The following is a 24,829-nucleotide window of genomic DNA, read 5'->3' as shown; positions in this document are numbered from 1 at the left end:
AACCTAATAGAGGGAAAAGCAAACTGAAGGTTTGATTGAGCTTTGTGGGCACTGAAATGTGGAGGTGATTAATCAACTGCTACAGATAACATCAAGATACTGGTTAGCAACAATATCCCAGGTATAACGGCGTTGAGCAATCTCCAGCATAACGGAGCCAAGGTTACCGGAAGTTACACCCAGCTGTTCAACTGCAACAATCAACTCACCAGCATTATGAAAATAAATAGCCTTATCTTCCGTGGTGGCTCGGTTATAGTCACAGTCAAAAGCGATTACCGGTTTGGCAAAGTGCATAATCTCAACCAATGAAGGGTTTGTTCCCCCAGCAGAGTGACCATGAACATAATAACTGCAACGGGCACGGAGCTTGAATAACTGCTCTACATCGTAAATGGGGTCAATCAATTCGATATTTGGATAATCAGTGTATTGAAGCTTTAGTGATCGCCCATAGTCACTGATATTCCAGTTACCCACAAACTTAAGTGTTTTGCCAGACTGGGCAAACGCTTCCAGGGTAATATGAACATTATTTTCTGGCTCAATACGGCAGAGGGAAAAAGCGTACCCTTCATTAGGCTCAATTGCTAAACAGCTGGCAAAATCAGAAACGGCATGGTCACCGCCATAGGCGATCACCACTGAATCGGCGCCGTATTCCCGTTTGACATAATCAGCAATGGCCTGGTTATCGGCAATAACCACATCGGAATAACGCACTGCCAGCTTTTCCGAGAACTTAAGGAAGGACTTGGCCAAAGCATTCCACTTATCACGCTTCCACTCTAGACCATCAATATTGGTAATGATCTTACGTTTATAAAACAACCGGAGAAAAGGCAAGATAATACAGCCAGAAACGCCAAGCACTAACAGTGTATTGGATTTCCTGATAAAAACGGCGTGTAAGAATGAGCAGATATCATAGATGATACTACTGATGCCATTCGCATTAAATGGGAGGTAATGGAGAGTGGCATTTTTGTATGTTGTCTTCTTCTCTTTATAGGTTTTGGAAGAGCAGTAGACTTCAAAGTTGATTTCGTTACGTCGGTGATCAACCAGGTTTTCCGCCAGTGTTTCGAAGCCGCCATAGCAGGCTGGGAGGCCAACGGTTCCAATAATACTTACTTTAGACATATTAATCACGGGAGCACATCCAGGAAAAGATTGAAATCCACTTCTTCCCGGTAAATTGGCTTACGCTCATTTCCCGGCGAAGTCACATGGTACAGCACCTGCGTACTGGATTCGTAATGGCCTGCTCACTTAATATGCCCCCAAGTAATATCAAGAGAGCTATAAAAGTAGAACAGAACTAAGGGGCGTCAAGAATCAGGAACTGACCTCGGATTTCTGACCCCGGTTTTTCTCAGTTCGACAGATTGGCGAACTGGGCCATTTGATATTTAAGTTTCTGATTGAACGCGAAATTGCCAGACCGAAGAACTATTCGCCAAATATACGCAGTGCCATGACCTAGTCCGGTAAATGAGCAGAAGTGCTATATGATGCGACGATTAAATCGTAATATTCTTCCTAAATAACAGCTATTCGTCGTAACGACATTGTTTTTTAACTTACGATTTCTTCAAGTAAACTCGTCAGCCTAATCTCAAAAGATTCTACACTGTAGTTCTCCAAATATTTTACCCGATTGTTATTACTAATAGCTATTCTTAGCGATTCATTTTCAATTAACTTCAACAAAGCATGCGCTAGAGCTTTGTGATCATCTTTATTTACCAATATACCATTTTCATTTTGTTTGATTATTGAAGGGATAGCCCCCTCAAAAGTACTTATTATAGGCAACCCGCATGACATGGCCTCCAATAAAACTAAAGGATACGCTTCATACTTAGTTGGCAATACAAACACATCAGCAGTGTTAAAGAACTCTTTTCTAGAGTCTCCCCGAATCCCTGTTCGTACGCTCACAACGTCTGAAAGCTCATGCTCTAATAGATAATCAAAAAAAACATTTTTAAAATCTGGATCATGCCATTCCCCTACAAACTGGATAAAAATATTATGTTTGGTATTGGACTTTATATATGACAATGCCTTTAAGAGAACTAATGGGCCTTTAAATTCAAGCAGGTTCGAAAAGAAAAGAACCGTGATTGATGTGTTACATTTTAGGCCTCTAGCTCTATCCCGCCATTCAAAAAGGTTTTCCGCACCGTTACCTAAAAAATAAACATAGCGGTCATCAACCAATCCGGAAATATCTTCATATAACAGCGGTGACAAGTGAATCACCTTTGTGTTTTTAAAAACCAAAGAATAAATCACTTTATATAGCTTATTCTTACAGGCTTTCTTGTAACCTTGAACATGTAAATGAAGAATTATATTCGCGCAGAATATTTTCGACAGGATTACAAATATTGAATCCTTAAAGAAACCAATCCCAGGTAGGGACGGAGTAATATAAATCGCATCATAACGTTTTGTTATTAACTTAAAAAAAACATCACAAAAGATCTTTAAGAAAAATAATATTTTTCTTACGCCTGAGGTACCTATATCTTCGACGCTACGTGACGTTGATATGCTAACATGATCGATTAGAAATTTTTGACCAAGAACTTTGCTATCTTTTATAAAAGTATTTATTTTCGAAACGCCATGCATTGGCGGTGGAAGATGAAAAAGGAAAAGTATTTTTTTCATATTAAAATCAATAATCCATCAGCAATCCGCTAATAACACCAGAATATATTAATGCACTATATTCATTTCCATTTTCAAAGTGATAAATGAAACGACAAACCAAACTTAAAATGATCATTAAGCTAATATCAGAACATGCATTGAGTCTACTAGAGTAGTCATCGAGGATCTTTGAAAATCTATCACATTGTAAAAACCTTATAATATTGATAACAGAGTTACCTTTCACTATCAGAGGATCGATATAATAATTAATCAGATCAATAAAAGGCAATCCTGACGCATAAGAACTTTCAAAATCAAAAATATGTATTTTTCCATTGCAAGATTTGATATTCCATATTTTAAAATCATTATGGACGAACCCAAGTGGTACATTAATCTTAGTCACACTTAAGGACTCCAAATACGATTTTATATTTTCATAAAAATCCCGCTGTAAATTTAATTCACTAAGTTTCATGCTAAGCTTTTCAATAGTTGAGAGAAGTATTCTTGAATCATCTCGAGATAAGTTAAATAGTTCGATTAAACTTCTATTTATTGCCTTATATTCGTAAAAAGAATCATTTTTATATGATGATTCTTGTTCCATACTCATTCTGAATGAAACAATATTACTTGAGATTGATATATCTGATATACTGGAAGCAACGAAATTTGATATCCTGTCATTCATAATGACGTATGCCTTAATCTCGTTAATACAAGGATGTTGTGCATCATATATACCAAACTTACGATAGGTATTATTGCGTTCCTTTATAATCAATTTATGACCACAAGAGGAAAGAAACATAGGATATGAGCAAACATCGCTAGATTGAACATCAAAAGACAGGCTAATAAGAAATTTTATAATATCGCCTTCACTTAGCAAATTTCGGCTTTTTATAAACCCTAAATTCCTGAGTAGAATAAAGTAAGAACCCATAAAGAATTTATATATCTTACCTTTTAAACTCAATGGTTGATAAAAGGAAAGCGAATCAATTATGCACTTATTCGACTTCAAGCTAACAAAACAAACTGCGCTATTTTTTAGCGTCAACTTGTAGTACATTTTCACGCCCTTGTTTTTTAAAATAAAGTTTCGAATAAAATTTCGCCTTGGATTCCCAAGTTAAACTATTTAAAAGGTTTTCACGATTTAAATCACCAACTTCACGACACTTTTTACTGTCTTGATAAAAACCTTCAATGCGAGATGCCATAGAAGATACAATTTCTTTATATGGTTGATTAGGCTGAACTAACTGTAGTTCTTTATCTGTCGTGATAAATTGTTTTGCACCACCATGATCAAGTGCAACAATGGGCAATCCATATGTCATCGCCTCTAAATACACAAAACCGGCATTTTCCAAGGTTGGGTATAGAAAAAGATCACTCTTTTTCATATATTCAAAAACTTCTTCTTGTTCAATTTGCCCCTTAAAGTCGACAAAGTCAGCAACCCCCAACTTTATAGCAAGAGATTTTAACTCTTCTAAATCTGGGCCAGAACCAATTATTATAAGTCGACTATTAACTTTGTTGAAATTTAGAAAACTAGCAAAAGCTTCAATAGTCAGTTTGAAATTTTTTATGTAAATCAACCGGCCAACCGATACAATTAGAAAATCATTGTTTGGCTCACGAACATAATCTACTGCTCTAACATACTTCTCGCTTACAGCAATAGCAGGGGTATGGTAAAAGTTGTGCGAACCATTCAAATTCATTTTATTAAAAACGTCGTCATTTATGCCAATGATAAAGTCCGCTGAACGTTTACATCTGTGAAAATGGATGTCGAAGTTTCGAAAAATCGCCTGCAGTGTCATTCTTAATGATTCTATAAGTCGATTTTTTTTTTTGGGTATAAATTCTCTTGGTATTCTATCGTTACTACCTATCGCGCCCCAAATAAATATATTGTCATTCTTTTTCAACTTATACCAGAGGCTAGGGAGCCAGTCATTTACAAATGTCACATGGTGTATAACATCAAAATCAAGTCCCTGCGCTTTGACATGCCTGACAGCACCATACATCCACATATAGTAATACGTACGAACACCACGCTGACCTCTTTTCCAAAATGTAAATTTTTTTGGGAGTTCATAATAAATGAACTTTATGTTTGTTGGTATACCCTCTTGGTTGTTGATAGAAATTTGATTATTTTTCTTTGTCACTACATAAATAGTGCTCTCTTTATTTTCATTTGCTATATGCACTACAGTTTGCCAACCAACTTCTGGTTCGCTACCTTTATTTGGTTCACAAGCATATGCAGCAATCAGGATATTCTTCAATTCAAGTGCCTTTCTTTCATCTGATCTAAGATATGTGTTCTAACTGTTTTCACTACTTTGTCTAGTGAAGAGTTAGCTTCAACTAGATAATAATCGTTATTTTTTGCCAATTTTTTGTAGCCGTAGACTTGTGTTGAAAGGTTGGCCAATTCAACTTCTTGTTTTCTTGCATAAATTACTTCGGGCGGAGCAACTAAAACGAAGCTAATGTTTGGCTTAGGTATTAACCAACCAGCTAATCGTAACAGTATGTCACTTGCACCATAACGATATCTTATTTGGTCTACAAAAATATCAAAGTAATAGCGATCAAAAATGATCATATAACTCTTCACCCTCAAGGGTGAAATATTTTTCAACCATCCCAGATTATATTGCAATACGAAATAAAAAAGCTTAACGACTGACTTGGTATAAGAATATTTTCCCATCAAATGAGGAGTAGAGCTATTTCCTTCAGTTGTGTTTCGAGCATGCAAAGGCTTGAAATGAAAATATTGTGTCTGACGAAACGGCATTTGGCTTCGTATAATTTTTTCTATTACTGTTGACTTACCTACCCCGTCGCAACCGTAGAAGGCAATAGTTATACCAGTTGGCTTCAATATTCGAGAAATAATTCTTTTAATCTCGCCTAATAAGTAGAATCTAGCTGTAATTTTCCTTTGATTTATTTTATCCTTTAGCACATCTATATTATCTACTAGTAAATCAGTGTCTTTGTTAGCAAAGATAGATTCAAGCAAGCTAGCGTCTTCCCCGAAGATACGCTGTAACTCTGCAGATGCTTTCGAATTTTCAAATAACAAACTACCGAATTTTTCTAATACTTCCTTACTGAAATTATTTTTTCTGATACATTTATCAAAATAGGTTATAAGTTCGTGAGCAGGAGATAATATTTTAAATCCGCGATAATTTTTCGTATTTTTTAGTAGTTCACTTGTACTATAAATATACTTACCATTAGAAGAAACTTCTGCATAAAAATCCAAATGTAACATTTGATTTTGACTATGTGAGTATAAAAACACATCCATAGCCCAAACATCATGATGTAAAATTTGAACAATTGAGAAGTTATTTTCTTTGCACATATCATGAATAATATTTCTTAGATTTCCAAATGACACGCGCTCAATTAATATATCTACGTCTTTCGCAGTATCATATATATTCTCCAGCTCTTCATATCCATTAAGTACTGCATATTCGATATTATTTTCTTCAAAAAAACTAAATACTTCTTTATACATTAAACAATCTTATTTTATCAAAGAATCAAGAAAGGTGTCATATTTACTAGAAAACAATTTTGTAGAAAATTTACTTTCTACATAAGTTTTACTATGTTGTTTTAAAACTTCTAACTTATCTGACCCACAGAGTTCGACAATCTTATCTACCCATAACGTGCTATCACAAGCTATTGAAAATGAAGATACGTTATTGGTCAATTCAGGAAGTGCACCTTTATCTGATGTAATCACGCAGTTTTCACAATACATTCCTTCAATGACGGCTACACCAAATCCTTCTTTTAAGGATGGATGTAAATATATATCGCTTGCATTAAGATAACCGCCAACATTGTCAGTGGCGCCGACCAATACCACATCATTTCCTAAGCCCAACATCGCAATTTTATCTTGCAATATGCTTTTCATTGGGCCAGCACCCAAAATATAAAGTCGAGTATCAAGGTGATGTTTACTTTTTAAATCCTTAATAATGGGCAAAAGGAAGTCGATATTTTTCCAGTCAATGAGTGAGCCAGTGGTACTCATTGTCAAAAAATTTTCACTTTTAATCTTGTATTTTTCCAAAGGAAGATCTGTACCATTATATATTACTCTAGACTCGACGTTCTTTAGCATTGGAAATTGAATAAGCTTTTCTTTCTTGATATATTCAGAAACATAGATTACGGCATCTAATTTTTTATATGAGAAGCTTTCAAGGACAATTCTTTTTAATCTAGAAGGTGCGAACGGGCCGACGAAGGGCACAACAATTTTTATATTTTGGCATAGCACTTTCAATATCGAACCAATAAACTCTCCATAAGAGTAATGACAAACCACTACATCAATATTCTTTGCATCAATTAATCTTTTAAGTTTATATATAACTAAAAATACATTTCTACCACCATCAATTTGAACTACGTCTGCACCATTAGCCCTATATAATTTAGCGTTTTCTGAACTACCAAGTGTCCATGTAAAAACTGTACTATTAGCAGAACTCTCACCGACTAAATCGAGTATTTTCTTTGGTGTACCCGTTTTGATATTCAATGTAGCGAGTAGATACAGAACATTCATATTCAAACCCTTTTAATCTTCTTCCCTGAATGCGTAAATAAAAATAATGCCAACACAATGGACATAGGAATAATCCCATGGCGATAGCTAAGTACCGACCATGTATAATTGACAAGGAAAAACTGAACTAGAAAAAAACCCATCACTCGAGTATCTTTTTGTTTAACTAGCAAACCTACGTAATATACAATACAGATTAGATATATTCCTGTACCAAAAAAACCAAACTTGGTCAAAAGATCAACATAACCAGAGTCAATTACAGCAAGAGAATTCATCAAGTAACTTCCTTGCACTCGCCCCACAAAACTATCCATCACATAAGATGACGGATGTAGAAAGCCATAACCCCATAAAGGGTTCTTGTTAATAGCCTCCCATCTAAATTCATTATAAATCGTTCTTGTGCGCTGAGATAAATCTTCTTGCCTAAGTACTTCTGATATTTTTGTCCATAACTGGCTTGAAAAATTTGGATGTAATAATTCTACTAGACATATCAATGTAATCAATAACAGTAAAGTTATAAAAAGATGAGCACCTTTAGAGTATTTCCCACTCTTAAATAAAAGACTAAAATAAGCAAAAGCAAGTGTAGTTAATGTAATTGATGTGTAATTGCTAAATATCAACCCAATAATCATTATGGTAAATGCTATTGTTATTTTAGTTTGTTTGAGGTTCCCCTTGCTTAACAAATAAAATATTGCAAGACTTATGTAAGTAGGAAAGTATGTTCTAGCGGCAATAGTCCCACTTTCATATATAACCAAATACTTTGTCGGAGCAATAGTGAATAAAGCAAACACTACATAGACAAATGAAAAATAAATTGCGACACCACATAAAAACTTAAATACCAAATCTCGGTCAATCGTATCTACATTTGCGGCCATATAAAACAATAAAATTATTGACAAGTAGTCTTTTGAACCAATAATTGAATATGTAAATGACTGATAACCAAGTGCAACTGGATAAATTAACCCATAGAAAAGTAATAATATTGCCACTAAATATAAACCGGTTAACTTGCTGGGAAGTCTTCTATACGCACCAGTTAATATAATCGAAACCATCAAAATCATGTGTAGAGTGAAGTAGCCAATATCTAGACCACCTATAATCAAGTCACCCAGGTCATAAAAACCAAGCACCTTAGTGGAAAATAATAAATATATTATAACTGCATAAGTGGGATTAACAATAGACCAGTATAGAAACATGCATGAAATAAATAGTATTTGCAACTCATCCATAACTATATATATTCCGCCGATAAAACATGATAGATATTAGAAAGGAAGTTAATACATTAATTATGAAGTACCAAATGGAAAAATTAACATCGGACAGAGTATTACTTATAAATAAAACAAACATCATCATAATTGATGACATTTTTATCATCACATAATCTTTTAAATTTGAGGTTGCAATAATGTATCTACTGAATGGCTCAGAAACACCATTACAACAGAAACCAAAAACCAGAAAAAATATTATGGTATCGATTGAGTTATAAACTTCGGATAAAGAAAAATATTTAACAATATAACATCGCGTAAAATAGTAAAATACCATTCCTAGAACATACATCATTAGCGAACCAATAAATATCTTAAGGACTGCATTTTTACTTACAGACTTTGGCTCTCTAATTGCTAAAGAGTATATAGGGAGAGATAAGCTAGTTATAATGCTATTAGCAACCTGAGCTAACCTTGAAGAAACGTCCCAGATTACAAAACCAGTTGTTCCAAAACATGTTAGAAATAACGCTCTCGATAACGGATGAAAACCCGAAACACTCAAGCCCATAAAATAATATTTTAAAAGTACATTTCGCTCTCTAAAAACATCGACAAACGGTTGTCTGTTGATATTTTTTAATTCTATTTTACCTAATTTGCAAACCAAGTAAATTGATCCACTGATAACAGAAAAAAAATGAGCCAAAAACAGATGCCTAACATCAAGGCTAATTAAGCTGATAAAAAACAAATACACCAACATACTAAATGAATTGATGAAGGCATAGGTTTGTATTTCTTTAAAGAGTAAATTATATTCTAGAATTGATTTTAAAAGTGTGTTGATCGACATCAACAGCAAAACAGTTATAGATACAACATAGTAGGCATAGTGTTCATTATTAAACTCAAATAGCATGCTTAACAAAAAAAGTAGTACGCAAGTACTTAAAACATTTATCAAAGACAATGTTAATATATAAACAATATTATATTCTATACCATGATTCCCTGCCTTTTTTACAATATACTTTGCTACGCCTGATTCAAAACAAACAGTCAACCCAGTTATGACTGTAATGGACATAACCATCCCGTACTTTTCAGGTCCTAGATGTGTTATAAGTAACGGAACGAGAGTTAACGATCCAATTATGGAAAATAGCAGACGAGAATTACTACTTAAGAATGACTCTTTTATTTTCTTTCTGAGAACTGACAAGCTTGAGACCTACTGCCATGTATTAGTAAAGAGATTCATACATATTCGTTATGATATCCCAAGTGTATTTTTTCTTTGCAATACTTTTCATTTTGTGACCATTATCAACTGAACCCTTAGCGATCCTAAGAAGCCGGGCACTAAAAAGCTGGGGTCAAGTCTTGAATCTTGAACACCCAATGCCTATCTTTTTAAACTTAGGCTTTCTTCAAGCTCACCGGCCAATAGCCAAATAAGTAAATTCATTCCGCTTCATCAATTCAGGGTCAAACAAATTTCTCCCGTCAAAAATCACTACTTCATTTAGCAATTCTTTCATCAACTCAAAATCGGGCGCCCAAAACTGTTTCCATTCAGTACAAATCACCAAAGCATCCGCCCCTTGCAACGCCGACTGCCGGGTACCACACAGCTGCAGATCGTTCCGCACACCATAAATACGCTGAGTTTCTTCCATAGCTTCCGGATCAAATGCCTGCACTTTAGCACCAGCCTGCCACAGTGCCTCCATCAATACCCGACTGGGCGCATCACGCATATCGTCAGTATTGGGTTTGAAAGAAAGTCCCCAGAGTGCAAAGGTCTTACCAGCCAAATCACCTTTATAATGAGCCGAGATTTTGTTGAACAGCACCTGCTTCTGCTGAGCATTACGATCTTCAACAGCTCTTAATATCAGGGGCTCAAAATCAATCTCTTCTGCGGTACGCTTTAGTGCCTGCACATCTTTCGGGAAGCAAGAACCACCATAACCACAACCGGGGTAAATAAAGTGGTAACCAATCCGAGGGTCTGACCCAATACCCTGGCGAACCATTTCAATATCAGCGCCTAACCGTTCTGCCAACCCGGCCATTTCATTCATAAAGCTGATCTTGGTGGCCAGCATGCAGTTGGCGGCGTATTTGGTCAGCTCGGCACTGCGCACATCCATAAAAATGATACGGTCATGGTTGCGATTAAACGGTGCATAGAGTTCGTGCATCACATCTTTTACTTCATCGCTGTCGGTACCGATCACGATTCGGTCAGGCTTCATGCAGTCGTTAACGGCAGCGCCTTCTTTCAGGAATTCGGGGTTTGAACACACATGAAAGCCAAGCTCCGCATTACGGGCAGTTAATACTTCTGTGACTTTGGCTTTTACCTTATCGCCCGTTCCCACCGGTACGGTGGATTTATTGATAATGATTTTATCACTGCTCATATGGGTGGCGATGGTTTCTGCCACGGCCAGTACGTATTTCAGATCGGCCGAGCCGTCCTCATCCGGTGGTGTGCCTACCGCAATAAACTGCAGTTTACCGTGTTCAACACCTTCTGCGGCGTTGGTGGTAAATTGCAGCCGACCGGATTCGAAGTTTCCTTTGACCAGTGTCTCCAGGCCGGGTTCGTAAATGGGGATGATACCGTTCTTCAGGTTGTCGACTTTCTGCTGGTCGATATCAACACACATAACATCGTGGCCGACTTCTGCCAGAACGGCAGCTTGAACCAAGCCTACATAGCCAATACCGAAAACGGTGACTCTCATTTATTAGTCCTTAGGAAGATCAGATGAAAAGACTTTTTCACCACAGTACCCAAAGGGCATAAAAGGCACAGAGAACACAGAGGGAAGGCTTTTAATTTAAAAAACTCTGTGTCCTCTGCGCCTCTGTGGTGAACAATCATGTAAATTTCAGGAAGGAACCCGCTCACCATGTACTTTCTGCAACAGGTGGCTGAGTTTGAACCCATGCTGAACCCCCTGAAAATAAAAAGCAAACAGCAAAATAAACAAACCAAACTGTAACCAGGCCGGTGTTTCAAGATGGTTCAACAATATACCCATGCCGTTAATCAGTGCCGCAATGGCCAGCATAATCACCAGCGTCTGCCTTGGGCTGAAACCGGCATGCATAAAAATATGGTGCGCATGGGTACGATCCGGCTTAAAGGGGTTCATCCCTTTTTTCACCCGCCGCAATACGGTAGAAACCATATCGATCAGCGGCAGGCCCAGAAAATACAATCCGGTGACGGCTTCAAACCTTGGCCCACGGGTGGCAGTCGCCTGTGTGCAATAGGCGATCAGCATTATCAGGGTAAAGCCAATCATCATGCTGCCTGCATCGCCCATAAATACTTTTTGCAAACGTGACGTCAGCTGTAAATTAAATACCTGAAAGGCCAGAATCGCTGCAATAAACACGATAATGAAAATCTGCAGCCGGGTATTAAAGTCCAGAGCAATCAGGATGGAAGTCAGCGCAATAATTGAGATGCCGGAGCTGAGGCCGTCTATCCCATCAATCATATTCATGCAGTTAACAATGCCAAAAGCCGCAATCAGGGTGAATGGCACTGCGATCCATAATGGCAGGATAATGACTCCAAACCCCAGCAGGTTCCCAAGGTTGGTAAAAATGGTGCCACCAAAATACATCATCATACCAGTGGCTATAAAGGTGGCCAGTATGCGTAGCCGAACGCTCAGGTTAAACCGGTCATCAAACACACCCACGACCGTCAGCAGGCCAGCCGCAGCATAATAAGCAGCCAGGGTTGTACTGCCCGCAAAAAAGAATATTCCGATAATCAACAATGTCAGGTAAATCACCAACCCACCAATTAATGGCACTGCATTCTCATGGTGTTTACGTTCATCGGGTTTATCCACCAGCCCCATTTTTCGGGAAACCGGCTTCAGTAACTTTATAAGAGCAAAGGACAGCACAAAGGCAAAAACGGCTTTAACTATTGCGAGTTCCATTTATAGTTTTCTACTGGATGGGAGTTCAAAAAAGACGATCTGATGTTCAACACACAACGCATTTACGGTCAGGTGCATTAACACAGCCTGAGCACAAGCCTTAGTGTATCGATGTATTGACGAATAACGCTTAAAGCCTGGCTCGCATTAAAACACAAGCCCTTCCCCACGCTACCGCCCGTCGATTTAGGGGTTTATACCGAAACAACCAGACTTAAATTGTGATAACAACATCCGCAACAGCGGTACTACACACGACTGATACAACCAACCACTACAATCATGCTCAACCCAGCCACTACCCGCTCCATAACCATGGAGAAGCAAACAATTTTCGAATGGAAAGCAAACGGCAGAAGGCTTGTAAATGCCTGACTGTAAAAGGAGAACCAATGATTGGTCTGTGTAAACTAAACGACAGTATAGTGTATAAAAAGCGTCTGAATTATTCGTAATTTTACGGAACCGTGTCACACTTTACGCACAGCTTCAGCTTGATAGAGGCGTTGCCAGAGAAGAGCTTTCGAAACTCACTTAACCTCAAAATTAACGATCATTTTCTGTAAATAGCATTCTTATTTCAGCGCTATTTTTTTATTAGACGATGTTCTTATATTAATTAGAAAACGAGTAATCCATGGTAATTTAGCCAGGCTGAGTAAGGAGACTGCACAGGTCTAGAAAAGCTTTTTTGGAACCACAAAGAGCCGATGAATACTCCCTGCAACACCGACACTTCCGCCATCATTGCGGTCGCACGAAGCTCATAAAGGAAAAGAAAAGTTTGGCGTGTGCTCAACGCTCAACATAAGAACAACCAGAAAAATTTTGGAAAACCGGGGTCAGGTTTTCCTTTTTGCACCCCCAACCCTATTACTTAAAAGGATTAAGCACATTGGCCCCGGTTCCGGCAAAGTCGTCTGTATTTCTGGTGACAACCACTAAATCATAGGTAATGGCTGTTGCGGCTATTTGTTTATCTATTGCATTTTCATAATGCGGCACCCTGAGCTTGCCCCAAACCTGTGCGTCGGTAGCGCCAAAATCAAGAATTCTGCTTTGGTACTCGTCTATCAGTGTATTAAGCCAGGTTTCGAGTTGTTTTGCCTGAATGTGGTCACCACGATAACGAATTTTTTCAACTCCTCGTCGTAACTCTCCTACCGTGATAACACTCAGAAAAAGGAGTGATGCTTGCTGCTCTGCTGTTTTAAAAAACGACTGAACACCCGGGTTTGCTTTTTTCTTCTTCCGTAACTCGCTGACGACATTGGTATCAATTAAATACATCACGATCGCCTGCATTATCATTAATACGCTCAAAATCACTGTCATCACCGACATCTGGAATACTTTTTAAAGCCTGGGCAAAGCTTTTCTTTACGGGCCCCAGCAAGGCAGATTCTAAAATTAGCCGATGCTCTGCTTCAGCGCTTCGCCCATGTTTGCCAGCACGCGCTTTGAGTGCATCGACTATGTTATCGTCAATATTACGCACAATTAGGTTGGCCATTTGTTTTTCCTGCAATCAAGGCTATATAAAATGATAGCATTGATATCATATACAGCAAGAAAAACCTATCTCAACAGAAGCCACAGCCAAGCTCTCCACGGGGGACAGTGGGAACGAGGAGAATACGAAATGCTGGCACCACAAAGAGCCGATGAATACTCCCTGCTACACCGGCACTTCCGCCATCATTGCGGTCGGTCTGTTAATGTTCCATACAAAACAGACACTTCCACCATCCATGGTGGTCGCACAAAGAGCACGAAAAAAGACTTTTCTTTTCCTTTGTGATCTTAGTGGTTTAAAGGCTTGTGCTGCTTTTTTTGCGACAACCTGATTACCGAAGGCTCAAGGAAATGTATTAGATGCCGTAACGCCGAGCGTATTCACGAACCCTTTCCGCAATATCCAGCAATACCGGCGTGGCCTGAAGCGTTTCTGGAAAAATTATGCTCAGGGCTTCTGGCTGGTATTCGTGGGCAATACTGTTACGCAGCTCGCGTATCTCAATAAACTGTTGCGCATCATCAATCAGACCTTTTTTTTCTGCACGGTTTATGCGGTCTCTCACCGTTCCAACATCATCCAGGTCGATGCTATCAATCAGTCGGAAGATTTTCTGCAGCAGAATATCGTTAAAACGAGCAAAGCGGGCAGTGAGTGATTCGAACTTTTCCAGCGCTTCCTGTTCCGGCATTTGACCTTCAATCATGGGCAACACCCGGCAACGCTCATATGACCAGAGTAACAGCGCCTCCATCTGCGCCATATTCTCCAGCTGCTGCTCCAGTAATTGGAGCCGGTCTTTGTTTTTGCTACCTGCCTGAGACTTTGTCATGGGGAGCTCATATGCCTGATTTTTTGCCTATCTCTATGATCGTTCAACTTAGGTTCTGTTGACATAAGGTTCCTTTCTCAGCAGAAACTAAAGCTGAACACCCTCTGCCAGCGCTATTCTGGTAAATGGATCAGTATCGTCGCCAGCAATGACCAGATCAATTTTCTGCTCACCTATCAGATCATACAGCGCCAGCCGAATCCGGGTTCTGTCTTTCAGGCCCAGTGTTTTCGAAATAATAAGCAGGTCAATATCCCCCCCCTTTGCTTCGTTATTGGCTCGGGAGCCAAATAGCCATATTTGCGCCTCAGAGTCGGCCTGATATATGACGGTTCTGATCGCCTCCTGCTCTTTCAGAGTGAGTCTCAATGCTATTAAACCCTGGTTAGACAATGGATTTATTGTACATGGTTTTCTGGCTCAGGAGCGAGCATAGAGACCAATGCATTTCCACCCAGAGCGAGGTTGTAGCAAAAAAGAAGCACAAGCCTTTGAACCACAAAGATCACAAAGAGCACGAAGAAAGACTTTTCTTTTCCTTTGTGGGCTTTGTGATCTTAGTGGTTCAAAGCAAAAAATCAGGCAGTACCCGAGTAATAGCCGGTAGCGTCGTAATACCCCTGGTTATAACCGTAGGTATCTTTGGCTTTAGGGTCGATTTTGTTCAGCACGGCACCGGTAACTGGCGCCCTGGCCTGCAGCAGGCGACCCACAGCAGCCTGTACGGCATTAGCCTGCATGCGCCCGGCTTCCACCACATAGACCAGACCATCGCAATGGCGGGAGACCATCAGCACATCGCTGACATTCTGCACCGGTGGGCAGTCCAGCACCACATAGTCGTACTGTTCCCGCAGTTGTTTCAGCAATGCAGAGAACCGCTCTGAAGAGAGCAACTCCTGGGGGTTGGGTGGCACCTGCCCACAGGGGATGATATCAATCCCTTCCAGCTTATGAACCGCATCGTTCAATCCGGCGGTATCGGCCAGCAGGTTAGCCAGCCCGGCTGAGCCACCTTTAATGTGGAAGTTTTTACCCACCACCGGGCGGCGCAGGTCGCAATCCACCAGCAAGGTTTTACCCAGCTGACCAAGCGCCAGGGCCAGGTTGGAGGCGGTGGACGATTTACCTTCACCAGGCACCGTGGAGGTAACGGCAAACAACCGGTGCTGCTGATCCATGGCGGTTAAGTTTACACTGGTGCGAATGGTGCGTACCGCCTCACCAAAGCCTGGCTGACCTTTGTCATTAAACAGGTTAAAGACATGGTCCAGCAGTTTTTTGTCGGTCAGTTTCGGCAGTACACCCAACACCGGCAGGTTGAGTTTTTCTTCCACATCCCTGGTGGTACGAATGGTGTTGTTAAGCATCTCCAGCAGGAAGGCGATACCGCAGGAGACCATGAGCCCAAGTAACGCTGCGATACCAACAATCAGTTTCTTCTTGGGCTTCACCGGAACCTGAGGTGTAAACGCCTGGTCCACAATACGGGCATTGGCGGTTTGCAGGTCACTGGTGGCCGAGGTTTCCTGAATGCGTTTAAAGAAGGCATCATACAGGTCTTTGTTGGTCTGCACTTCCCGCTCAAGGGCACGCAGGCGGAACTGCTTTCGGTTAATGTCCTGAACTTTCTTCTTCACATTCTCCACAGCAATCTGCAGACTTTTTTCGTTGGCCTTGTCTATTTCGTAGTCCCGCTCCACACCATCCACAATGTTTCGAATCTGTATATTGAGGTTCTCGCGAATACTCTCCAGTTCCGACTGGGCAGAGATCATGCTCGGGTGCTTCGGGCCATAACGGCGGGACATGTCCAGCACCTGCCGCTCCAGCTTGGATTCGTCCTGTTTCAGATCCTGAATTAACGGGTGCTGCAAAACGGCCTGCAGGGACTGGTTATCACCCTGCTTCATCTCCCCGGAGCGTATCCGCTTATAGATGTTCTCAGAGACCGCCAGTTTGTTACGCACCTGTACCAGCGATTCGGTCAGCGCTTTCAGCTCATTGCTGGAAACGGTCAACACGCCTTCCAGGTCAATCAGCTGCTCTTCTTCCCGGTAGTCCTGGAGTTCTTGTTCGGCAATTTTCAACTTTTCTGAGAGCTCTCCCAGCCGCCCCTGCATCCAGTCAGTGGCATTCAGCGTCAGAGAGAGCTTCGATTCCATGTAGGATTCGATGTAGGCATTGGCAATGGCATTGGCAATTCTGGCAGCCAGCTGCGGGCTTTCAGACTGGGCATGAATTTTAACGATTTGGGTTTTGCGCACCGGCTCAATGCTGACATGTGCACTCAGCACATTAATCGTATCTCGCATAACCGTGGCCGGGTCTACCTCTGCCTCAGGCTCTTTAAGGCCAAGCCAGTCACGCCAGTCCAGCAGGCCTGCGTACCAGGGAGCCTCCTGCAAGCGGGTATTAAACTCCGGGTTGTTCAACAAATTAAGTTTGTTGACCACCTTTTCCAGCACACCGCGGGATTTCAAGACTTCAAACTGGGTGTTCAGGTAGCTGTCGTTCCCACCTTCAATGCCGTAGATCTCTTCAATGGAGACAACCTTAGCCTGCTCCTGTTCAATCTGCAGGACGGAGGTTGCCTGGTAAATCGGCGTCATGGAGAAGACCACCAGAATGGCGATCAGCGTTACCGCAGCGGTAAATCCAAGAATCGCCCAGCGGTGGTTATTCAGCACATGGAAGATCTGACGAAGGTCAATGATATCTTCGTCCTGTGGATTCCGGGTCTGAGCAGGGGCTGAGCCGGCGTGTCTGGTTTCTGTGTTCATAGCGGTTCAAATTCGAGGGAGCGAAGAGTAAAAGATTCTCACCACAAAGGCACAAAGGGCACAAAGAAGAGCAAAGACAACGCTCTTACCAAAAAACGCTTTTCCTCTGTGTTCTTTGTGCCTTTGTGGTGCAAAAAAGCATGTCTACTAGAAGAAGCTTTCGTTAATGACGATGATGTCACCGGGCAGAACGGAGTCATTCAACGACAGCTCTCGCTCAGATGGCCGGCCATTCTCTTCCCGGGTGACCATAATGCCTTTTTTGGAGGCACGTTGAGTAAACCCACCCGCCAGGGCCACGGCCTTTTCCAGGGTCAGGCCCGGTTCAAATGAGAAGCCACCGGGAGACTTCACTTCACCACTCACAAAGAATTTACGGTACTCTTTGATTGAGACACTCACGCGCGGGTCAATAAAGTAACCGGCCTTCAGCTTTCTGGTAATGAGTGCTTCCAACTGGCCTACGGTTAAGCCTTTTGCTTTAAACTCGCCGAGGAACGGATAAGAAATAGTGCCAGCATCGGTGAGGATCAGCTCTTTTTCCATATCCTTTTCACCAAAGACCGAAATACTGATTTTATCACCAGCACCCAACTCGTAACGTGAGAGGCTCATGCTTTCAGCCGCATGTGCAGCAACGCCCTGAGTCAATACCACGAGGAGGGATATAAACGTCAATAATCGTATGAATGTTGATGGATGAATGGATTTCATCATTAATGACCCGATTGAAAACTCTGGAAGGAACTGCTCGCTGCCCGGAAATCATGACTACCGGCAAATTAACGGAAACCCATACCTGTCGCCTTTGAAGCTGCTACTTTGTTGGCTGCATTTGCTCACCCCGATCACCTACTGATTGTAGGCTCACGGGGCTTCACTCCTTTGCCGCCGCGTAGCAACTCCAAATCCTTTGGGTATATAGATAGGAGGGCATGAAAAAACAGGCGGGATTTTACACCAGCCTGTCTGTGATACAAACACCTGTCCTCTCTATTTTATTGGAGAGAAGTGCTGTGTTTAGAGCGCGATGGTTCCTGTCAGCAGGTAAGCGCCACGCTTGTAGCTGTCTGCGCCACCATTAACCACCTTGTTACTTTCATCACGGTCAGTGTAGTCATAGGCAAGAGAGACAGTGGCGTTACGCATCACATTCCAGTCAACCGACAGACCAAAGCCGTTGATGGTCCGGTCTTTCTGTACGACACCAGAAGCGTTCTCAATATCTTCTTTGGTGAAGCGGTAGTTAGCATTGGTGGCAATTTTAGCCGTCCACTTGTGATTCCAGTTCAGGGAGTAGGTAGAACCATCAGTAAACAGCGGGTTGACTGCATTTGGGTCTTCAGAGTCAAAGCCGTAGTCTTTGCTGGTACTCAACTGGAATACAGAGTGGTCAACCGGCATGTAGCTGACGCCCACTTCCCAGCCAGTGGAGCTATTTGAATCAACATTGGCGATTTTGCTGTCACGCTCACGACGACCCACCTTCGCATAACCCGAGGTCTTGCCAGTCGCCTCCCAGTTCAGACCAACCAGGTAACTGGTGACGTCGTAGCCGTCTTTACCGGCATCGGTGTAATCCAGGTCACGCTGCTTGATTTCAACCAGGGCATCGGTCTTTGGCATAAAACGGTAATACGCCGTTGCGCCGTACTCAGAGTTCTTACGGTTGTTACCTTCAGGAGTACCATTGGTGTCCTGGTATTTCTGCTTGTTGTAGTTACCAAACAGATCAACCCGGAACATCGCCTCCATGGAGCCGAAGCCGTACTTAAGACCACCTTTGGTGCGGGTATACTCTGGCGCTTCTTTATCGATTGCGCCATTAACTGTAGAACCGGCATCGTGGTAGCGACCAAAATCAAAGTCCACATCCAGACGGTTGCGGCTGTTGATGTCTTCGTGGATCTTACCGGTTACACCGTAATCAATGTAGTTTGCGTCGGATTCGCTGCTGAAAGAGGTGTTCTTTGCAGCCAGTGTGGCTTCGTAGGTACTCAGACCTTTTTGCGCGCGAAAGGCAGCGGAAGCGTCCAGCTTATACACGGCAGAACCTTTGTCAGCCAGCTCGCCTTCACCTTCACGGTAGACGTTATCATCATACCCAATCCCCAGTGTTGCCATCGGGGTCATTTCCACCGGCCCGAGATTGATATGACCGGCATCTTCTACCGCTGCTACAGCACTCAGACTATAACCCGCTAAAGCAATGGCTACTGCCAGCTGGTTAACATTCAGCCCTTTCATCAATATTACCCTGTTGTCTTTTAACGACCGCCGATAGTGGCATTTGTAAAATAAAGTCAGGTCGTACAGCGTGGCACTAACGGCCAGACAGTACTTTTCACAGTATCAGGGCTTAGAACGAAACCAGCCAACCATACGACACGGATTGTATTATAAAGATCATGTCAATATAATTTCCAGTTGGTTATTGTACGTTTTTACTTACTTCGGAAAATACGGCAAACCAGTTTCCTATTCAGGGCAATACTGGTCAGGGCAATACTGTTTTAATCCGGATATTTCATAAGCTGCTTTATTCTCACTCGTGCCACACTCCTGATGAACAACCTGTTCCCAGCTGACAGCGAATGAGTGATAAGGTGTCCATGAATTATGCATTATCATGGTTATAGAGTTCCCCGCGGTATGGCCTGCTCCTGACTCGATTTAAATCGAAAGGATATTCATGAAAAAACAATTTGTTGCAGCCACCGTACTGGCGCTGTCAGCAATGACAGGGGTTGCCCGGGCGGATCTGGCCACTGACCTCACTCAAATGCCTGCTGCCGATGCCCTGGCAAAGGCGGTGCAAACTCAGGGAGTTTCCATTGAATCCCTGATCGCTGACGCGGCTGGCCAGCTTGAAAAAAGCCCACAGCTGTTAAACGCCCTGATCAGCGCTGCAGTTAATGCCTACCCTGAACAGGCGGCACAAATCGTTTATGCTGCAGTGAGTGCCGTACCTTCCCAAAAGGCAAGCATTACCAAAACAGCCACTGCTCAGCTGGCCGACAACCCTGCCGCACAGGCTGCCGTTCAACAGGCCGCTGACTCTGCTGAACAGCAGCAGGTTGTTAAAGGTGGTGATACCACCAACACTCAGGGTGAGCCCGAAACTGAGACTGAAGCGGAACAGACTGAAACTACCGCCCCCGCTCAGCCACCAGCTGCAACGACGCCACCGCCTCCACCACCACCTCCTTCTAACGGTGGTTCTAACGACAAGCCGCCTTCTACCAGTCCAAACTGAGTTTAAAAACACCCGATATGTTCGGGTGTTTTTTTATCTCTCTTTTTTGAACGATGAAAAGCATTTTTTGAACCACGAAGGTCACAAAGTGCACAAAGGGTTTATAAGATCCCTTTTTATTCCCACAGTTTCCGTTGACTCTCTGGAGAAAGTCGGAGAAAGCTGTATGCAGCTAAAGTGTGCTGGACCCAACCCGGATGCACAGGCATACAAAATTATAAAAAGTAAAAACTTTGTGATCTTCGTGGTTCAAAGCCTGATCTCTGTGTTTTAAAAAATCGCCCGTTTTTCATGCAATGTATCAACAAAATGCACATTTTCAGTACTTATGCCTGCATTGAACCGGTTTCTTGCTGACTTATATCAAAAAATGAGCAACCCAATGGTTCTATTATTGAGCTGCGCCAGAAGGCCTGAAGCTCAGCGGGTTATGGTTTTTGTATACGCAAAATCATCACTTTAAACTGAACAAATATTGATCAATTTCACTTTATCGTGAAATATGTAGAGAGTATGATGATTCGTTGGTTTCATCATCCATCAGATCGAGGCTTTCTTTTTTGTCAGAGCACGTTGTTTCAGAACACTTGGTTTCAGAAGACTTGGTTTCAGAAGACCTGTCGTCAGAGCAACCAGCGGCATCGTTGAAAATTGGTCCTTATCCAATTGTGAATCCAGTGGTACTGGCACCCATGGCGGGGGTTACTGACAGTCCGTTTCGCAAGCTTTGTCTGAAAATGGGTGCAGGCATGGCGGTTTCGGAGATGGTGACCAGTAATCCGAAGCTCTGGAATACACGAAAGTCCAGACTGCGCATGGATCACAGCTGTGAGTCTGAGCCTCGCTCGGTGCAGATTGCCGGAGGTGATCCAGAGCAGATGGCTGAAGCCGCCCGACTGAATCAGGAGTTTGGCGCCCAGATTATTGATATCAATATGGGTTGCCCGGCCAAAAAGGTCTGCAACAAAGCGGCTGGCTCGGCTCTGTTGAAAGATATTGAACTGGTGGAATCCATTCTCAAGGCTGTCACAGCAGCGGTGGATATTCCGGTGACCCTGAAGATTCGCACAGGGTGGGATCCGGACAATCGCAACGGTGTCGAGGTGGCAAAGCTGGCCGAACAGTGCGGCATTACAGCACTGGCGGTTCATGGCCGCACCCGGGCCTGCATGTATAAGGGTGAAGCAGAGTACGAAACCATCGCCCGCATCGTTAAGGCGGTGAGCATTCCGGTGATTGCTAACGGTGACATTACTTCACCGGACAAAGCACGGCAGGTTCTGGACGCTACCGGCGCCAGCGCTTTAATGATCGGTCGCGCTGCCCAGGGTCGCCCCTGGATTTTCCGGGAGATTAATCACTTCCTGAAACACGGCGAGTATCTGGCCGCACCGGATCAGAACGAAATTCACGAGATCCTTAAGGGGCACCTGGAAGCGCTGCACCAGTTTTATGGTGAGCTTCAGGGTGTAAGGATCGCCAGGAAGCATGTGAGCTGGTATATGCAGGATCAGCCATCTGGCCTGGAGTTTCGCCGGCATTTTAATAAGCTGGAGTCTTCACAGGAACAGCACACCTGCATTCAGGAGTATTTTCAACGTTTTTCAGAGTCGACTTTTGTTAAAGGTAACGGAGAGGACATAGCGGCATGACGGCAACACAAGTAATCATAGAAGAAGGTCGTCCAGTAAATGGCCATGGGGGAAGCCTTGCCACAGCGTCGAAAATACCAGAGTCCCAGACTCTGCGCGACAGTGTGGAAAAGTCCATGAATAACTACTTTGCCCACCTGGATGGGCAGGACGTCACCGATGTCTATCAGATGGTTTTATCTGAAGTAGAAGCGCCTCTGCTGGAAACTGTACTGGCCTACGTTAAGGGCAACCAGACCCGCGCAGCCACTTTACTGGGGCTTAACCGGGGGACACTGCGCAAAAAGCTGAAGCAATACGGCCTGCTTTAATTGATTCATTCATCACCATTTTCACCTCAGTAATCAGTAGTTTCTGGAACACCGGACACTACTGATTTCACCTTTATTCCCCTCCCCCCTGCCAATAGCCGGCGTTTCCAGCTAAAATCTGCCGGAATTTTTATTCCAACAAACTGTGAGTGAGAAACGATGGCAGTCACGACACGCCCAATTCGCCGGGCTCTGATTAGCGTTTCCGACAAAACAGGGATTGTCGAGTTCGCCCGGACCCTCCACCAGCATTCGGTTGAGATTTTATCCACCGGAGGGACTTACGCACTGCTGGTAGAGAATGATATTCCTGCCATTGAGATTTCTGACTATACCGGCTTCCCTGAAATGATGGATGGCCGCGTAAAAACCCTCCACCCCAAGGTTCACGGAGGTATTCTTGGCCGCAGCGGTCAGGATGAGCCAGTCATGGAAGAGCACGGCATTAAGCCCATCGATCTGGTCGTCGTCAACCTCTACCCCTTCGAGCAAGCCATTGCCCGCCCTGACTGCGACCTGGCCACCGCTATTGAGAACATTGATATTGGCGGTCCTACCATGGTCAGAGCCGCAGCCAAAAACTACCGCGACACCACCATTGTGGTGAATGCCAGTGACTACCAGCACGTACTGGACAGCATGGCGGAAAATGATGGCCTTATTGATCTGACCACCCGTTTTGACCTGGCGGTTAAGGCGTTTGAACATACAGCCCATTACGATGGCGCCATTGCCAACTACCTGGGCACGGTGATCAACAGCGATGACGATGAGCCGGAAGCCTTCCCCCGCACCTTCAACACCCAGTTTATTAAAGTGGAAGATATGCGCTACGGTGAGAACCCTCACCAGAAAGCCGCTTTCTACACTGAGAAAAACCCGCCTGAAGGCTCTGTTTCCAGCGCGAAGCAGCTTCAGGGCAAAGCACTGTCTTACAACAATATTGCCGACACCGATGCTGCACTGGAATGCGTTAAAGCATTTGATTTGCCCGCCTGTGTGATCGTTAAGCATGCCAACCCCTGTGGCGTTGCAACTGGCACTGACATTCTTGAAGCTTACAACCGCGCTTACGAAACCGACCCCACTTCTGCTTTCGGTGGCATTATTGCCTTTAACCGCAAGCTGGATACTGCGACTGCACGCTCCATTATTGAGCGCCAGTTTGTTGAGGTGATTATTGCGCCCGAAGTGGACGCTGAAGCGGCTACCGTTCTTCAGGATAAGCAGAACATTCGTGTACTGAGTGCCGGACAACTGCCTTCAGTTCAGACACCCTTTCTGGACTTCAAACGAGTGAATGGCGGCCTGCTGGTTCAGGATTCGGATATCCGTATTGTGGACCCTTCTGAGCTGAAAGTGGTGACTGACCGAGCCCCCACCGAACAGGAAATGGCAGACCTGCAGTTTGCCTGGAAGGTTGGTAAGTTTGTGAAGTCCAATGCCATTGTTTACGCCAAAAATGCCCAGACCATCGGTATTGGTGCTGGCCAGATGAGCCGCGTCTACAGCGCTCGTATCGCAGGCATTAAAGCCGCCGATGAAGGGCTGGAAGTTCGTGGTTCTGTAATGGCATCCGATGCCTTCTTCCCATTCCGTGATGGCATCGATGCAGCAGCCAGCGCTGGGATCACCGCAGTGATTCAACCCGGCGGCTCCATGCGTGACCAGGAAGTGATTGACGCCGCCAACCAGGCCGGCATAGCCATGGTGTTTACCGGCGTTCGTCATTTCCGCCATTGATTTTTTTGAACCACGGAGATCACAAAGCGCACAAAGTTTACGATTTTTCTTAAATAAACACTTTGTGCACTTCGTGACCTTTGTGGTTCAAAGTAAAAAAGGCTGAAGAACAGATTCAGCCTTCGAGCAAACTGAAAATTTGCCCCAACAGAAATCACAAACAAAAACCTTTGTGTACTTTGTGATCTTTGTGGTGC

At 43.1% G+C, this 24,829-nt stretch carries 21 protein-coding genes; 4 read left to right on the top strand and 17 right to left on the bottom strand.

Going from position 1 to position 24,829, the window contains the following annotated elements:
- Positions 1 to 72 precede the first annotated feature (72 nt).
- From GV64_RS07945 to GV64_RS07865, 17 genes are all read right to left on the bottom strand, one after another.
- Positions 73 to 1,143 (bottom strand): DUF1972 domain-containing protein, encoded by a 1,071-nt coding sequence (locus tag GV64_RS07945; protein ID WP_020580627.1) that lies wholly within the window; start codon positions 1,141 to 1,143, stop codon positions 73 to 75.
- A gap of 435 nt (positions 1,144 to 1,578) precedes the next feature.
- Positions 1,579 to 2,682, bottom strand: a complete 1,104-nt coding sequence (locus GV64_RS07940) for a glycosyltransferase family 4 protein (protein WP_020580628.1) — start codon at positions 2,680 to 2,682, stop codon at positions 1,579 to 1,581.
- Positions 2,683 to 2,689: 7 nt separating this feature from the next.
- Entirely contained in the window at positions 2,690 to 3,745 is a 1,056-nt protein-coding gene (locus GV64_RS07935) for a hypothetical protein (protein WP_020580629.1), read from the bottom strand.
- On the bottom strand, positions 3,717 to 4,982 hold the full coding sequence (locus GV64_RS07930) for a glycosyltransferase family 4 protein (RefSeq protein ID WP_020580630.1): 1,266 nt from the start codon (positions 4,980 to 4,982) through the stop codon (positions 3,717 to 3,719). The genes GV64_RS07935 and GV64_RS07930 overlap by 29 nt, the downstream gene beginning before the upstream one ends.
- Positions 4,979 to 6,238, bottom strand: a complete 1,260-nt coding sequence (locus GV64_RS07925; protein WP_020580631.1) for a nucleoside/nucleotide kinase family protein — start codon at positions 6,236 to 6,238, stop codon at positions 4,979 to 4,981. Before GV64_RS07925 ends, GV64_RS07930 begins: the two co-directional genes overlap by 4 nt.
- Before the next feature lie 9 nt (positions 6,239 to 6,247).
- Positions 6,248 to 7,309 carry a glycosyltransferase gene (locus GV64_RS07920; protein ID WP_020580632.1) on the bottom strand — a complete coding sequence of 354 codons (1,062 nt, stop codon included), beginning with the start codon at positions 7,307 to 7,309 and terminating at the stop codon, positions 6,248 to 6,250.
- Positions 7,310 to 7,311: 2 nt separating this feature from the next.
- Positions 7,312 to 8,568, bottom strand: coding sequence for an O-antigen ligase family protein (locus GV64_RS07915; RefSeq protein ID WP_020580633.1), 1,257 nt, complete (start codon positions 8,566 to 8,568; stop codon positions 7,312 to 7,314).
- A complete protein-coding gene (locus tag GV64_RS07910; protein WP_152553964.1) occupies positions 8,561 to 9,649 on the bottom strand; it encodes a hypothetical protein in 1,089 nt (362 codons plus the stop codon). The genes GV64_RS07915 and GV64_RS07910 overlap by 8 nt, the downstream gene beginning before the upstream one ends.
- Positions 9,650 to 9,998: 349 nt before the next feature.
- The gene (locus GV64_RS07905; RefSeq protein ID WP_020580635.1) at positions 9,999 to 11,318 is read right to left on the bottom strand and encodes a UDP-glucose dehydrogenase family protein; all 1,320 of its coding nucleotides are present in this window, start codon (positions 11,316 to 11,318) and stop codon (positions 9,999 to 10,001) included.
- A gap of 147 nt (positions 11,319 to 11,465) precedes the next feature.
- On the bottom strand, positions 11,466 to 12,539 hold the full coding sequence (locus tag GV64_RS07900) for an undecaprenyl-phosphate alpha-N-acetylglucosaminyl 1-phosphate transferase (RefSeq protein WP_020580636.1): 1,074 nt from the start codon (positions 12,537 to 12,539) through the stop codon (positions 11,466 to 11,468).
- Positions 12,540 to 13,412: 873 nt separating this feature from the next.
- Positions 13,413 to 13,829, bottom strand: coding sequence for a type II toxin-antitoxin system VapC family toxin (locus tag GV64_RS07895; RefSeq protein WP_020580637.1), 417 nt, complete (start codon positions 13,827 to 13,829; stop codon positions 13,413 to 13,415).
- Positions 13,816 to 14,052, bottom strand: a complete 237-nt coding sequence (locus GV64_RS07890; RefSeq protein WP_020580638.1) for a FitA-like ribbon-helix-helix domain-containing protein — start codon at positions 14,050 to 14,052, stop codon at positions 13,816 to 13,818. The genes GV64_RS07895 and GV64_RS07890 overlap by 14 nt, the downstream gene beginning before the upstream one ends.
- Positions 14,053 to 14,410: 358 nt before the next feature.
- A complete protein-coding gene (locus GV64_RS07885) occupies positions 14,411 to 14,887 on the bottom strand; it encodes a hypothetical protein (protein WP_020580639.1) in 477 nt (158 codons plus the stop codon).
- A gap of 87 nt (positions 14,888 to 14,974) precedes the next feature.
- Positions 14,975 to 15,256, bottom strand: a complete 282-nt coding sequence (locus GV64_RS07880; RefSeq protein ID WP_020580640.1) for a nucleotidyltransferase family protein — start codon at positions 15,254 to 15,256, stop codon at positions 14,975 to 14,977.
- A 209-nt stretch (positions 15,257 to 15,465) separates the two neighbouring features.
- On the bottom strand, positions 15,466 to 17,670 hold the full coding sequence (locus tag GV64_RS07875; protein WP_020580641.1) for a GumC family protein: 2,205 nt from the start codon (positions 17,668 to 17,670) through the stop codon (positions 15,466 to 15,468).
- A 147-nt stretch (positions 17,671 to 17,817) separates the two neighbouring features.
- A complete protein-coding gene (locus tag GV64_RS07870; protein WP_020580642.1) occupies positions 17,818 to 18,387 on the bottom strand; it encodes a polysaccharide biosynthesis/export family protein in 570 nt (189 codons plus the stop codon).
- A gap of 303 nt (positions 18,388 to 18,690) precedes the next feature.
- Complete coding sequence (locus GV64_RS07865; RefSeq protein ID WP_020580643.1) at positions 18,691 to 19,917, bottom strand: outer membrane beta-barrel protein; 1,227 nt, start codon at positions 19,915 to 19,917, stop codon at positions 18,691 to 18,693.
- A gap of 445 nt (positions 19,918 to 20,362) precedes the next feature.
- Here GV64_RS07865 and GV64_RS07860 point away from each other — a divergent pair, with 445 nt between their 5' ends.
- The 4 genes from GV64_RS07860 (at position 20,363) to purH (ending at position 24,632) form a co-directional block, all read left to right on the top strand.
- The gene (locus tag GV64_RS07860) at positions 20,363 to 20,926 is read left to right on the top strand and encodes a hypothetical protein (protein WP_020580644.1); all 564 of its coding nucleotides are present in this window, start codon (positions 20,363 to 20,365) and stop codon (positions 20,924 to 20,926) included.
- A gap of 644 nt (positions 20,927 to 21,570) precedes the next feature.
- Complete coding sequence (dusB, locus tag GV64_RS07850; protein ID WP_201772532.1) at positions 21,571 to 22,578, top strand: tRNA dihydrouridine synthase DusB; 1,008 nt, start codon at positions 21,571 to 21,573, stop codon at positions 22,576 to 22,578.
- The gene (fis, locus tag GV64_RS07845; RefSeq protein WP_020580647.1) at positions 22,575 to 22,889 is read left to right on the top strand and encodes a DNA-binding transcriptional regulator Fis; all 315 of its coding nucleotides are present in this window, start codon (positions 22,575 to 22,577) and stop codon (positions 22,887 to 22,889) included. The genes dusB and fis overlap by 4 nt, the downstream gene beginning before the upstream one ends.
- Before the next feature lie 159 nt (positions 22,890 to 23,048).
- Entirely contained in the window at positions 23,049 to 24,632 is a 1,584-nt protein-coding gene (gene purH / locus GV64_RS07840; protein WP_020580648.1) for a bifunctional phosphoribosylaminoimidazolecarboxamide formyltransferase/IMP cyclohydrolase, read from the top strand.
- Positions 24,633 to 24,829 lie beyond the last annotated feature (197 nt).

It is taken from the genome of Endozoicomonas elysicola (assembly GCF_000710775.1).
In the GTDB taxonomy this organism is placed as follows: domain Bacteria; phylum Pseudomonadota; class Gammaproteobacteria; order Pseudomonadales; family Endozoicomonadaceae; genus Endozoicomonas; species Endozoicomonas elysicola.
This window is presented reverse-complemented; position numbering and strand designations above follow the sequence as displayed.

Bases quoted from the DNA above. Each gene is read 5' to 3' on its own strand.
- GV64_RS07945 (WP_020580627.1), bottom strand. From the start codon at position 1,143: ATGTCTAAAGTAAGTATTATTGGAACCGTTGGCCTCCCAGCCTGCTAT.
- GV64_RS07940 (WP_020580628.1), bottom strand. From the start codon at position 2,682: ATGAAAAAAATACTTTTCCTTTTTCATCTTCCACCGCCAATGCATGGC.
- GV64_RS07935 (WP_020580629.1), bottom strand. From the start codon at position 3,745: ATGTACTACAAGTTGACGCTAAAAAATAGCGCAGTTTGTTTTGTTAGC.
- GV64_RS07925 (WP_020580631.1), bottom strand. From the start codon at position 6,238: ATGTATAAAGAAGTATTTAGTTTTTTTGAAGAAAATAATATCGAATAT.
- GV64_RS07920 (WP_020580632.1), bottom strand. From the start codon at position 7,309: ATGAATGTTCTGTATCTACTCGCTACATTGAATATCAAAACGGGTACA.
- GV64_RS07915 (WP_020580633.1), bottom strand. From the start codon at position 8,568: ATGGATGAGTTGCAAATACTATTTATTTCATGCATGTTTCTATACTGG.
- GV64_RS07910 (WP_152553964.1), bottom strand. From the start codon at position 9,649: ATGTCCATTACAGTCATAACTGGGTTGACTGTTTGTTTTGAATCAGGC.
- GV64_RS07905 (WP_020580635.1), bottom strand. From the start codon at position 11,318: ATGAGAGTCACCGTTTTCGGTATTGGCTATGTAGGCTTGGTTCAAGCT.
- GV64_RS07900 (WP_020580636.1), bottom strand. From the start codon at position 12,539: ATGGAACTCGCAATAGTTAAAGCCGTTTTTGCCTTTGTGCTGTCCTTT.
- GV64_RS07895 (WP_020580637.1), bottom strand. From the start codon at position 13,829: ATGTATTTAATTGATACCAATGTCGTCAGCGAGTTACGGAAGAAGAAA.
- GV64_RS07890 (WP_020580638.1), bottom strand. From the start codon at position 14,052: ATGGCCAACCTAATTGTGCGTAATATTGACGATAACATAGTCGATGCA.
- GV64_RS07885 (WP_020580639.1), bottom strand. From the start codon at position 14,887: ATGACAAAGTCTCAGGCAGGTAGCAAAAACAAAGACCGGCTCCAATTA.
- GV64_RS07875 (WP_020580641.1), bottom strand. From the start codon at position 17,670: ATGAACACAGAAACCAGACACGCCGGCTCAGCCCCTGCTCAGACCCGG.
- GV64_RS07870 (WP_020580642.1), bottom strand. From the start codon at position 18,387: ATGATGAAATCCATTCATCCATCAACATTCATACGATTATTGACGTTT.
- GV64_RS07865 (WP_020580643.1), bottom strand. From the start codon at position 19,917: ATGAAAGGGCTGAATGTTAACCAGCTGGCAGTAGCCATTGCTTTAGCG.
- GV64_RS07860 (WP_020580644.1), top strand. From the start codon at position 20,363: ATGAAAAAACAATTTGTTGCAGCCACCGTACTGGCGCTGTCAGCAATG.
- fis (WP_020580647.1), top strand. From the start codon at position 22,575: ATGACGGCAACACAAGTAATCATAGAAGAAGGTCGTCCAGTAAATGGC.
- purH (WP_020580648.1), top strand. From the start codon at position 23,049: ATGGCAGTCACGACACGCCCAATTCGCCGGGCTCTGATTAGCGTTTCC.